12 protein-coding genes are annotated in these 12,062 nt (G+C 38.1%); all 12 read right to left on the reverse strand.

The genetic code is table 11. The features are described from left to right. Positions 1-55 precede the first annotated feature (55 nt). The 12 genes from pheA to AC4BC7_RS03830 all read right to left on the reverse strand — a co-directional run bounded on the left by pheA (position 56) and on the right by AC4BC7_RS03830 (position 11,936). Positions 56-889, reverse strand: coding sequence for a prephenate dehydratase (gene pheA / locus AC4BC7_RS03775; RefSeq protein ID WP_207940578.1), 834 nt, complete (start codon positions 887-889; stop codon positions 56-58). Next, a complete protein-coding gene (locus AC4BC7_RS03780) occupies positions 890-1,396 on the reverse strand; it encodes a shikimate kinase (protein ID WP_207940579.1) in 507 nt (168 codons plus the stop codon). It abuts the gene before it with no gap. 1 nt (position 1,397) lies between these two features. Continuing rightward, positions 1,398-2,684, reverse strand: a complete 1,287-nt coding sequence (aroA, locus tag AC4BC7_RS03785; RefSeq protein ID WP_207940580.1) for a 3-phosphoshikimate 1-carboxyvinyltransferase — start codon at positions 2,682-2,684, stop codon at positions 1,398-1,400. Between the two features lie 9 nt (positions 2,685-2,693). Then, positions 2,694-3,791, reverse strand: coding sequence for a prephenate dehydrogenase (locus AC4BC7_RS03790; protein ID WP_490503895.1), 1,098 nt, complete (start codon positions 3,789-3,791; stop codon positions 2,694-2,696). A gap of 18 nt (positions 3,792-3,809) precedes the next feature. Continuing rightward, entirely contained in the window at positions 3,810-4,976 is a 1,167-nt protein-coding gene (gene aroC / locus AC4BC7_RS03795) for a chorismate synthase (protein WP_490503896.1), read from the reverse strand. 11 nt (positions 4,977-4,987) lie between these two features. Beyond that, positions 4,988-6,043, reverse strand: a complete 1,056-nt coding sequence (gene aroB / locus AC4BC7_RS03800; protein WP_207940583.1) for a 3-dehydroquinate synthase — start codon at positions 6,041-6,043, stop codon at positions 4,988-4,990. Positions 6,044-6,073: 30 nt separating this feature from the next. Next, positions 6,074-7,093, reverse strand: a complete 1,020-nt coding sequence (gene aroF / locus AC4BC7_RS03805) for a 3-deoxy-7-phosphoheptulonate synthase (RefSeq protein ID WP_207940584.1) — start codon at positions 7,091-7,093, stop codon at positions 6,074-6,076. Positions 7,094-7,126: 33 nt separating this feature from the next. Then, positions 7,127-7,993 carry a shikimate dehydrogenase gene (gene aroE / locus AC4BC7_RS03810; protein WP_207940585.1) on the reverse strand — a complete coding sequence of 289 codons (867 nt, stop codon included), beginning with the start codon at positions 7,991-7,993 and terminating at the stop codon, positions 7,127-7,129. A 360-nt stretch (positions 7,994-8,353) separates the two neighbouring features. After that, entirely contained in the window at positions 8,354-9,118 is a 765-nt protein-coding gene (locus AC4BC7_RS03815) for an ABC transporter ATP-binding protein (protein WP_490503897.1), read from the reverse strand. Beyond that, positions 9,118-10,002, reverse strand: a complete 885-nt coding sequence (locus tag AC4BC7_RS03820) for an ABC transporter permease (protein ID WP_490503898.1) — start codon at positions 10,000-10,002, stop codon at positions 9,118-9,120. Before AC4BC7_RS03820 ends, AC4BC7_RS03815 begins: the two co-directional genes overlap by 1 nt. Beyond that, positions 9,999-11,018, reverse strand: a complete 1,020-nt coding sequence (gene trpX / locus AC4BC7_RS03825) for a tryptophan ABC transporter substrate-binding protein (protein WP_207940588.1) — start codon at positions 11,016-11,018, stop codon at positions 9,999-10,001. Before trpX ends, AC4BC7_RS03820 begins: the two co-directional genes overlap by 4 nt. 336 nt (positions 11,019-11,354) lie before the next feature. Then, positions 11,355-11,936: a hypothetical protein gene (locus tag AC4BC7_RS03830; RefSeq protein ID WP_490503899.1), complete on the reverse strand. Its 582-nt coding sequence runs from the start codon at positions 11,934-11,936 to the stop codon at positions 11,355-11,357. Positions 11,937-12,062: the final 126 nt, after the last annotated feature.

Below are 12,062 nucleotides of genomic sequence, written 5' to 3' on the forward strand. Positions count from 1 at the left end.
TAAAATAAGAAAACTTAACCTTTTTCTACAAAAAAACCTATGCCAAAAGCATAGGTTACTGAATGATTTTTACAGGATAACTCCCGATGTTTCTGGTACGTCCATTTAAAAGCTCAATTTCTTCAATTGCATTTTTAATTAAAGCTTGATTATCTTCCAAAGTTAAATCAACGATAAAGAAATATTCACCTAAACTTGTTTTTAAAGGACGCGACTCAATTTTACTCAAATCGATATTTCGCCACGCAAAACAAGACAAGACCTTATGCAAAGCTCCGGGTAAATTATCTGGTAACGTAATAAATAAGGTGTTGCGAGCCGGTTTTCCTAAGGTATCTAACGTTTCACCTTTCGTAGCAGTTAATATCCAAAAACGTGTTTGATTTAAAGCATTATCTTGAATACCATGTGCTAAAATGTTTAATCCATATTCACTTGCTGCTTTTTCCGAAGCAATAGCAGCAACTTGTTCTTCTGGATGATTTGCGACATATTCTGCTGCAAAGGTGGTCGATGCTACTGCTTCCAACGGAGTCAAGGGATAGTTCGTTTCTAAAAAGCGTTGCGACTGCGCAAGAGCTTGCGGGTGCGAAAGGATTTTAGTAATTGGTTGTTCATTGGAATAGCCTAATAATTGTTGTCGAATCGGTAAGACAATTTCTCCGGCAACAAACAGCTTATCTTGATGGAAAATGCGATCCACACTGGCATGAACTGAACCTTCCAATGAATTTTCAATAGGAACTACTGCAAAACTAATTTGATGTTCTTCTAAAGCTTGAATACAAAAAGGAATAGACGGATATGCGACAAGTTCTGTTTCGTCTGCGATGGTACTTGCTGCTTGGAAGGTAAAGGAATTTTTAGGTCCTAAATAACCAACTTTCATTTACTCACCTACTTGTTTCAAAATTTCTGTGACGATTTCTTGCGGCGTTTTACCTGTAGTTTCAATAATAATTTGTGCACTTTCTTCATATAAAGGCACTCTTGGACGATAGATAGCTTCAATTTCTTGCGGCGTTTTTGAATCTGCTAGCGGACGGATATTCTCTTCATCTTGCGTTACTCGTTGAATTAATTCTGTTAAGTCAGCTTTTAAATAGACCACATTCGCCATTTTTTTGAGTAATTCACGATTTTCTGCTTTTAAAACAATCCCGCCACCCGTTGACAGAATACCGTCTAACGCGTCAACTTCAGCTAAAACAGTTGTTTCAATTTCACGAAAGGCTACATCGCCATATTGTTCAAAATAATCGGCAATACTCATACCGATTTTTTCTACGATAAGTTGATCAAAATCATATTGCTGACTATTCAGTTTTTCAGCTAAAAGATTTCCGACAGTTGTTTTACCCGCACCCATAAAACCAATCAAAACAATTTGATTCATTTTATTTTGCGCCTCCTTGAATTAACGATTGAACATCATCAAAAAAGGCTGGATAAGAGATAGCCACCGCTTCTGGGCGTTCTAATTCAACATCCCCTTCGCTAATTAATGCAGCAACCTGCAACATCATACCAATACGGTGATCGCCTAGACTAGAAACGGTTGCACCATGCAATGGTGTTGGACCGTTAATGATTAGACCGTCTTCTGTTGCTGTAATATCAGCGCCCATTTTGCGTAATTGGTCAGCTGTTGCATCGATACGATTGGTTTCTTTAACTTTTAGCTCTTCAGCGTCTTTAATTACCGTTGTTCCTTGCGCCTGAGTTGCTAATAACGCAATTACTGGTAGTTCATCAATTAAACGAGGGATTAAATCTCCTTCAATCGTTGTGGCTTTTAAATGAGAGGTACGAATCACCATATCTGCTGCTTGATTTTTTGTATCTTCATTTAATATTTCTAAATCAGCTCCCATATCCGTTAAAACATCCACAATTCCTGTACGTGTGGGATTAATCCCTACGTTTGTTAAGGTAATTTCGCTATTTGGTGTGATTGCACCCGCAACTAAGAAAAATGCTGCAGAAGAAATATCTCCAGGAACTGTTACAGCTTGACCGGTTAATGTTTGTGGACCTGTGATTGAAATTTCTTTGCCAGAAACATTAATTTCGCCACCAAATTGACGAATCATTTCTTCTGTGTGGTTGCGTGATACTTCTTTTTCTAGAATAGTTGAAGTGCCATTTGCTTGCATAGCAGCAAAAATAATCGCTGATTTAACTTGCGCACTCGCCATCGGCATCACATAATTAATTGGCTGTAGCTCATCCACGCCTTCAATTGTAATTGGCGGAAATTCAGAATCATTGTCTCCGTGCATTTGAGCATTCATTTCACACAATGGCAACATCACACGGTTCATGGGACGTTTATTTAAAGAGTCATCACCAAATAACGTAGTTTTAAACCCAGAACCTGCTAAGATACCCATCATTAAACGAATCGTTGTCCCAGAATTTCCAATATCAATTGGCGAATCTGTTGGTTTTAAACCGTCAAACCCTTGCCCATCAATCGTAATTGTTTCGCCGTCGTCCGCAATTGGTACACCTAGGGCTTGAAAGGCATGAAGCGTACTCATACAGTCTTCCGCACGTAGAAAATTTTTCACGGTCGTTCTTCCACTTGCTAACGCCCCAAACATGATACTGCGATGTGAGATTGATTTATCTGCTGGAACCCGTAACGTCCCTTTTAATTGATTTGCCTGTGATAATTTCATAGTTTCCTCCTATTTCAGACGACAAGGATAGTCGGTCTTCTCTTCAATACATTGTTTACCGGCAAGTAAATCGCCTTGATTTTTAAAGGTTAACTGTAAGACGCCGATAATGTCTTCTCGTGTCTCTAAAATCTTAATATTAATAACAGAAAGCTCGGCCTGTCCTAAAATACTCGTGATTTCAGCAATTACCCCTGGACGGTCTGGAACATCCACCATTAAATCATAAAAAGCCGGAATCGCCCCATTACTATGAACGGGTAAGCTATCACGTGTATCTTTCGCATTTTCAAAAAACTCAAAAATTTTCGTACGATCGCCTGCTTTTAACCAGTCAGAAATTTCTGTCATTTGTTCTTGCCAAGTGACCATTAATGAAAGCAAGGCTTCCCGATTGCTTAACAAAATATCCGTCCACATTTGTGGATCAGCAGAAGCAATTCGTGTAATATCTCGAAAACCACCTGCAGCTAATTGTTTAGCGCGTGGGTGTAATTGATTAAAAACATCGGCTTGATTGACTAATCCAGACGCAATAATATGTGGCAAATGCGATAACATACCTGTAATTTGGTCGTGTTCATCAGCAGTCAATATGACATACTTGGCACGAGCACCTTGGAACAACTCTTGTAATTCAGCTACCCGTTTGGCTACTTGTTCATCTTGTGGGACAGTAAAAATATAGTAGGCATTTTCAAAAAGATTCCCATCAGCGGCTGACACACCTGATTTATGCGAACCGGCCATTGGATGTCCACCGATAAAATCAAAGGGCAGTTGCTCTGCAAGCAGCATAATTTCCTGTTTCGTACTGCCTGCATCGGTTACAAGGACCGTTGATTTTAATGGAAGTTTGGCTAATTCTTTTAAATAAGTTAACGACGTTTTAATTGGAACAGCTAATAAAATAATATCTGCTTTAAGTGCTCCTTCTTCAAACGTAGTTGGAATTTCGTCTACGATTTTTTGATTTTTGGCAATCATACGTGTTTCTTCAAAGTAATCCCAACCAATCAATTGCACATCGGGATGTTCTTTTTTAATAGCAATAGCTAATGACGCACCGATTAAACCTAAACCAATGATTAATACATTTTGTTTCATGCCTACCTCCCCAACATCTTAGTAATTTTTCAAGTATTCACGGTATTCTTTGACAGCTTGAACCAACTCTTCAAATGAATCGCTAGAAAATTTTTCTAAAATTTCATTTGCCACAACTGTTGCAACTACACTTTCAGCAACTACACTAGCTGCTGGCACAGCAGTACTATCCGAGCGTTCTACACTAGCTTTATACGGTTGTTTTGTATCCATATCTACACTTTGTAATGGTTTGTATAATGTCGGGATTGGTTTCATTACCCCACGGACAACAATCGGCTCACCATTTGTCATTCCACCTTCAAAACCACCTAAATTATTACTGCGACGTGTGTAGCCATCTTCTTCGTTCCATAAAATTTCATCCATCACTTTTGAACCAGGTAAGACACCAGCTTCAAACCCAACACCGAATTCAGCACCTTTAAAGGCGTTAATGCTGACTACTGCTTGTGCAATTTTGGCATCTAATTTTTTATCCCATTGTACGTAACTTCCAAGTCCTGCTGGTACACCACCAACTAAAACTTCAACAACACCACCGATAGTATCACCATTACGTTTGGTTTGATCAATCAATTGACGAATGTCGCTTTCGACTGTTGGATCCACAACACGAACATCCGAAGCTTCGGAAATAGCTTTTACTTCACTGACCGTAATCCCTTCTGGAATTGTTGCTTTAATGCCACCAAGCATCGTAACATGGCCAACTACTTCGATTCCTAGTTCAGATAAGATTTTTTTCGCAACTGCACCAATAGCAACACGCATCGTTGTTTCACGAGCAGAAGAGCGCTCCAAAACATTACGTAAATCATCATGATGATATTTCATACCACCTACTAAATCTGCATGTCCTGGTCTTGGACGGGCAACACGACGTAATTTTTTTTGTTTTTCTTCCACTTCTTCAATACTCATGACTTTGGTCCAGTTTTTCCAGTCTTTGTTTTCAACAACCATTGTCACTGGTGAGCCAAGTGTTTTGCCGTGACGAACACCAGAAGTGATACGTACTTGGTCTGTTTCGATTAACATGCGGCCTCCACGACCATAACCGGCTTGACGACGTGCTAATTCATGATTAATATCTTCTGCGGACAAAGGCATTCCTGCTGGTAGTCCTTCAATAATTGCTGTTAGTTCTGGTCCATGTGATTCTCCTGCTGTAATATAACGCATATAAGTTCCCCCTATTGTAAGTAATCTTTCATCGTTTCAATTGGAATTGACACAATTTTTGCTTGGCCAATTTTTTCAAGTAAAATAATCTTTAATTGCGAGCCTCGTGCTTTTTTATCATGCGTAATCGCTTGATAAACAGCTTGTGAGTCGATTTCTAGCTGTGTTGGCAAATGGAATTTCTCAATCATTTGAATTAATTGTTCTGTGGTACCTGGAAGCATTTCACCAATTGCTTCGGCGTGTTTTGAAATCATTACCATTCCGACAGCAACACCTTCCCCATGGCTGACAACACCATAACCTGCAGTATTTTCGATTCCATGACCGATTGTATGACCAAAATTCAAGGTCAAACGGCTACCATTATCAAATTCGTCTTCTTCAACGACTGTGCGCTTCACCTTTAATGAAGGAATAATCACTTCTTCTGCACGTTCAAGTAATTCAAACTCATCTTTCATCGAAGCTAATAAATCCCAAAGATTTTCATCTGCAATTGCAGCAGATTTAATAATTTCAGCAATACCTTCACGCAGGCGGCGGTCATCTAGGGTATTTAATACTTCTGGATCAATTAACACGCCATCGGGTTGGGAAAAAGTTCCCACCAAATTTTTTGCATTTTTCGTATTGACGGCTGTTTTGCCTCCAATACTTGAATCGACCTGTGAGACTAAAGTAGTTGGAATTTGCAAGAAATGTAAGCCACGCATGTATGTGGAAGCAACAAAACCGACTAAATCACCGATAACGCCGCCACCCAATGCGATGATGCCATCGCTACGTGTGAACCCATCTTCTGCTAATAAATCATATAAGTTTGCTGCTTGTTCTAATGACTTACTTTGCTCACCGGCTGGTACAACAAAGAGGCTTACTTGAAAATCACAGGCTTCAAGTGACTCTGTTACCATTTTACCGTAAAGTGGGGCAACATTGCTATCAGTAATCACTGCGATTCGCTGTGGTTTCCATAAAGTTTGTACCCATTGTCCACATTTTTTTAGCAAATGACGTTCAATTTGAATATCATATTGATGATTGGTTAAATTTACCCTTAGCATTTCTTGACACATCCCTTAAGTTAATTATTTTTACATTTCACGAATTTGTTTCATCGCATTGAAAATAACATCGACTTCTTTCATCATTTTCAAGTAGTTTTTCTCGTTTAATGATTGTGGACCATCTGACCAAGCATTCGCTGGATCTGGATGGATTTCAACAATCATTCCATCTGCTCCTGCAGCAACGCCGGCACGTGCCATTGGTGGAACTAAATCCCAGACACCTGTACCATGGCTTGGGTCAACAATAACTGGAAAATGGCTTAATTTTTTCATGATTGGAACAGCACTTAAGTCAAACGTATTGCGGGTAGCTGTTTCGTACGTACGAATTCCACGTTCAATGAAAATAACTGGGCTTTTTTCTGAAATAGCAATGTATTCTGCTGCATTTAACCATTCATCAATGGTTCCAGAAATTCCACGTTTCAAGCCAATTGGTTTTCCTGTTTGGCCAACAGCCGCTAATAATTTGAAGTTTTGCATGTTACGCGCACCAATTTGGATAATGTCACTGTATTTTGCAACAACATCAATATGTGCTTCATCCATCACTTCAGTAATGACTTTCATATCGTATTCATCGGCAGCTTGGCGAATGTATTTTAAGCCTTCTTCTTCTAAACCTTGGAAAGCGTATGGAGATGTACGTGGTTTGTAAGCTCCGCCACGTAAAATTTTTGCACCACCAGCTTTGGCCATACGAGCTGTTTCACGGATTTGGTCTAAACCTTCGATGGAACATGGACCAGCCATTGTTACAAAGCTACCATCCCCAATTTTTACTCCATCCACATCAACAACTGTATCTTGTGGGTGGAATTCACGAGAAGTTAATTTGTACGTATTACTGATACGTACTGTTTTATCGACACCTTGGTAGCTACGGAAAGCGACATCTTGAATGTTGCGTGTATCTCCGATTAAACCTAATACAACTTGTTCACTCCCTTGGTTAATTTGGACATCTAAGCCACTATCTTTAATACGCTTAATAACGACATCTACTTGCTCTTGTGTTGCACCTGGTTTCATAATTACGATCATTTGTTTATCCTTCTTTCATTTGTCTTTTTAATGTTAACTATTTTCAATAATTGGTTTAATTTGTTCCACAGGCATTTTTTTGCCTGTCCAACATTCAAATGCAGCGGCACCTTGGTACACAAGCATTCCTAAACCGTTAATGGTTTTAGCACCCGCTGTTTTGGCTTGTTTTAATAAATACGTTTCGCGTGGATTATAAATAGCATCATAGACGGTTAAGTCTTTACGCAGCAACGATGTGTCGCTAATTGGCGATGTATCGTCTGACATTCCAACACTTGTCGCATTTACTAATAAACTTGATTGTGCTAAAGCCGTTGCTAATTTATTTTGATCACTTAGTTCTGTTAGCGTAATCACACAATTGGTTTTTGCAGTAATTTCTTTGATTTTTTCTTGCATCCGTTCATAGCGTGGGCTTTTACGACTAAAAATATGGATGGTTTTCATCCCGTCAAGAGCCGCTTGGCAAATCATTGCGGTTGCTGCTCCCCCTGCGCCGAGTAACGTCATGGTTTCATTTTTGATGAGTACCTGATTTTCTCGTAAGCTTTCACAAAAACCAATACCATCCGTATTATGCCCAATTAATTTACCTTCACGATGAATAATGGTATTGATCGCCCCAATTAGCTCGGCAGCTTCTGTTAATTCATCCATATGAGAAACGGCGGCAATTTTGTGAGGCATTGAGACGTTTGCTCCTAACATATCAAAGGTTCGAATCGCTTGTATGCCGTGTTCCAATTCGTCTTTTGATACATCGAAAGCAAGATAAACTGCATCGGTATTTGTTTCTTTAAAAGCTAAATTATGCATTTTGGGAGAAATACTGTGTTTAGCTGGACTAGCTAAAAAACCAACTAAACGAGTATAGCCACTAATTGCTGTTTTTTCCACTTGCTTCCTCCTTACAATAAAAAATGTCCACTAGTAGGCTGAAAAATCTACTAGTGGACATTTTAATACTCAAAAAAAGTATGAAAATTTATACTTAGCCACCATAGATTTTCCCTGATCTACGTGGCTTAAAATCAATACGAATCGCTCTAGCCATCATAGATACAAACTGTCTGTTTGTACCCATGGTTTCATGAATACAAACCTATCTAAAATAGCTAAAGTAGTAATTATTCAGTTTTGGTTGTCGTGTATTTTTCATAAAAAATCGCTCCAAACTGATGTAAGATTGAATTTAGTATATGGTTTTAATTAGAATCTGTCAACAGTAAAATTAAAATTTGTCTAATTTTTGTTCTGTTACACAATTTCTTCGAAGAATTGCAACAAGTCCGGTAAGGTTAATTTAGCTTTTTCTTCTGCATTTAAGTCTTTAACAATTTCACCTTTTTGCAAGACAATCATTCGATTCCCATATTTCAATGCATCTTCCATGCGATGAGTAATCATTAAACAAGTTAACTGTTGCTCTTCGACACGGCGAGCAGTAATTTCCATTAATTGTTTAGACGTCTTAGGATCCAATGCTGCAGTATGTTCATCCAGTAAAAGTAATTCGGGGGTTTGAATAGTTGCCATCAATAAACTTAACGCTTGTCGTTGTCCCCCTGAAAGATTACCAGCAGGTGTTTCCAAATGATTTTCTAGTCCATTTCCGATTTCAGCACATAAAGAATAGAACAACTCACGATTTTGTTTAAGTTGACGTAATTTTAAGCCTCGTTTTTGTCCACGATTTTTTGCTAACAATAAGTTTTCTGCCACACTCATCCGTGGTGCGGTTCCCATCTTAGGGTCTTGGAAAACACGTGAAATGTACTGGGCACGACGTTCTTCTGAAAAATTCGTCACCTCTTGATCATGAATAAATAGTTGTCCTTTAGTTAATGGGATTGTGCCAGAGATGCTATTAAACAACGTGCTTTTTCCTGCTCCATTTCCACCTAAAACTGTGATAAATTCGCCTTGATTAATTGAGAGGTTCACATTGTTTAGTAGAACTTTTTGTTCGCTAGGACCATTATTAACAATTTTTGTTCCATTTTTTAATTCTAAAATAGCCATTATTTTTCCTCTCTTTCAAAACCAGTTTTAAGATGTAACGCTTGTTTAAATTGTGGAATTAATAGACACATCGTTAACACGATTGCTGAGAAAATTTTCAAGTAAGTCGTATCAAACCCTAAACGAATAACTAACAAGATGAGCAATTGATAGATAATACTTCCAACTACAATGGCAATTAAACGTTCTGTAAAAGTTAATTCACCATATAAAACTTCTCCGATAATAATTGATGCCAGACCGATAACGATAACCCCAGTTCCTTTACTTACATCGGCATAACCGTCATTTTGAGCAATCAATGCCCCAGCTAAAGCGATGACGCCATTGGATAAGACTAAGCCAATAATTTTCATACGATCCGTTTTAATCCCCATAGAACGGGCCATGTATTCGTTATCTCCAGTTGCGATATACGCTTGTCCAAAATCAGTATTAAAGAAATATACCAGACAAGCAATTAATAAGAAAATGACAATGAGACCAACAAAAACCGTGTCGTAATGATTTGGTAGATTTAATTTTGTAAAAAAGTCTAAAATTCGTGGTTGATTTAATAGTGATAAGTTAGGGGTCTGCATGACAAACAACATCACCGAATTCAAAGCAGACATGACCAGAATCCCTGATAAAATGACTGGTATTTTTCCTTTCGTATATAACAAACCAGTCACCAACCCTGCACACATGCCAGCTAAAACACCTAGAAAAGTTGCAATAATTGGCGGAATACCTTGAACAATGGCTGCCACACATACTGCTCCTCCTAAAGGAAACGATCCTTCCGTTGTCATATCTGGAAAATTTAAAATTCGATAGGTCATAAAAATTCCTAAACCTAAAACACCCCATAATAACCCTTGTCCAATAGAAGAAATAATCATTCTTCGTCACCTCCAACAAATTTTGCTTGTTCTCTTAATTCTTTGGGAATGTTAATTCCTAAAAATTCAGCTTGTTTTTCATTTAAAATGACATCCCCTTGTTTAAATGTGTAGATTGGTGTAGTGGCCGGATCTGCTCCTTCTAAAATCGAAACCACCATTTCTCCAGTTTTTCTACCTAAAGTATATTGGTCAATTCCAATAGTTCCTAATCCGCCTTGTTCAACCATCGTATCAACTGACGTAATAATCGGTACTTTTTTCTTGTTAGCTTCACCGACAACTGTTGGCATCGCATTGGCAATAGTGTTATCGAGTGGAATATAGATGAAATCAACGGCATTGCTCATTACTTGCACGGTTTGTGTAATTTCATTTGTGGATGGAATTGGATACGTTTTGACTTCTAGCCCTAATTCTTTAGCTGCTTGAGCGGCTTCTTCCACTTGATATTTAGAATTGTCTTCGGTTGAGGAATACAGCATACCCACCGTCTTAGCATCGGGCATCAATTCTTTTCCTAAACGAATTTGTTCATCTGCGGGTGCTTTGTCTGAAACACCCGTGATATTGCCACCTGGGCGTTCGATATTTGCAACAAGGTTAGCACCGACTGGGTCAGTAACTGCCCCTAAAACAATTGGGATATCTTGTGTGGCATTTGCTAATGCTTGAGCAGCTGGTGTGGCAATACCTACAATAACATCTGACTTCTTATTGACAAGTTGTTCACTCATCGTCGCTAACTTGCTTTGATCGGCTTGACCATTTTGATATTCTATCGTTAGATTTTCACCTTCGATATAACCCGCCTCTTTTAAAGAATCCTCGATGCCATCACGAATAGCATCAAGTGCGGGATGACTAACAAATTGCAAAATTCCGACAATTTTGTTTTCCGAGTTGTCTGCTCCTTTTGGTTTTTCTGCACTTGCTTTTCCATATTGGAAAGCAAATGTGCCAATTAAAACGACAAAAATGACAATTAATGTTGCAATTAACCCTTTATTTTTCATTTTTTCTCCCCATTTCTATTTTGTTATACATTTTTAAAAGTAAAAAAAGCAATTGCGCGTGGCAATTGCTTCAACAAAAAAGCCACACAGATTTATTCCTCTATGCGGCGATATTTACAAGTTCATTTACCGACATAGATACACACTTTAGAATGTTCTCTAAAAAGTTGTATCTATGGATTAAAGCATCCACTAATACAACTATCTACGCCAGTTTTGCCATGTTTTTGGTTGATACGCGTAAAATAGTTTCATGAATACTTCCTCCTTTAGTAATGTTGAAATTAGAATACCGTAATCTTTAGTATCCGTCAACTAGTAAATTAGCTTTTTATTTTAATTCTCTTCTTTTTCTGCAGCTTGAATATTAAACATTGGCAAACGATTTAATTCAGGAACCAAGTCTTGTTCGGCATCTTCTAGCGAATCCAGCGTAAAACGATTTTTTTCAACACCATTTTGAAAGAAAATAAACGTAACTTTGTCTGGCTCTACATTGTATTGCTGTTTCAATACGTCTGCATCATAAACAATAGGATAATAATAAAATTTCCGATTCAATTCATCGCCTTTTTCACTCAACAAAGCCATCACGTCATCGTATTGTTCGCCATTAGGTTTAGTGAACATGACTGAAATAGCTGCTTTATTCTTAATTTCTCGATCGCCTTGCTCATAAGAAAAAGGAATAATTTGTTCTGTTGGTAATTCATTAATAATCAGTTGATCGATTTGCGCTTTCCGAATCATAGGACTTGCTGTCAGCATGGCTAAGGTTAATGCGCCCATTAAAACTGCCGTAATCACTATTCGGATAAGAGTTTTCTTACGATTGGCATTGACTGCATAGCCAAATTCTATCCATGATTCTTGCAGTTGGAACAAGATCGTTTCTGCTATCATTTTAATCGTTTTCAATGGATACACCCGCTTTAGTAAATTATCTTTTAACTATACTAAAATACTAGCAATTAAACAACACAATCGTCAAGTAAGTTCCTAAATCACTTGTTTTTTTCTAATATTTTTTGAATTTTCCTCACG

The organism is Enterococcus sp. AMC1623, from assembly GCF_058216495.1.

Coding starts and splice junctions, on each gene's coding strand:
- trpX (WP_207940588.1), bottom strand. CDS start 11,018: ATGAAAAATAAAGGGTTAATTGCAACATTAATTGTCATTTTTGTCGTT.
- aroA (WP_207940580.1), bottom strand. CDS start 2,684: ATGAAATTATCACAGGCAAATCAATTAAAAGGGACGTTACGGGTTCCA.
- aroB (WP_207940583.1), bottom strand. CDS start 6,043: ATGCTAAGGGTAAATTTAACCAATCATCAATATGATATTCAAATTGAA.
- AC4BC7_RS03780 (WP_207940579.1), bottom strand. CDS start 1,396: ATGAATCAAATTGTTTTGATTGGTTTTATGGGTGCGGGTAAAACAACT.
- AC4BC7_RS03815 (WP_490503897.1), bottom strand. CDS start 9,118: ATGGCTATTTTAGAATTAAAAAATGGAACAAAAATTGTTAATAATGGT.
- pheA (WP_207940578.1), bottom strand. CDS start 889: ATGAAAGTTGGTTATTTAGGACCTAAAAATTCCTTTACCTTCCAAGCA.
- AC4BC7_RS03790 (WP_490503895.1), bottom strand. CDS start 3,791: ATGAAACAAAATGTATTAATCATTGGTTTAGGTTTAATCGGTGCGTCA.
- AC4BC7_RS03820 (WP_490503898.1), bottom strand. CDS start 10,002: ATGATTATTTCTTCTATTGGACAAGGGTTATTATGGGGTGTTTTAGGT.
- aroF (WP_207940584.1), bottom strand. CDS start 7,093: ATGATCGTAATTATGAAACCAGGTGCAACACAAGAGCAAGTAGATGTC.
- aroC (WP_490503896.1), bottom strand. CDS start 4,976: ATGCGTTATATTACAGCAGGAGAATCACATGGACCAGAACTAACAGCA.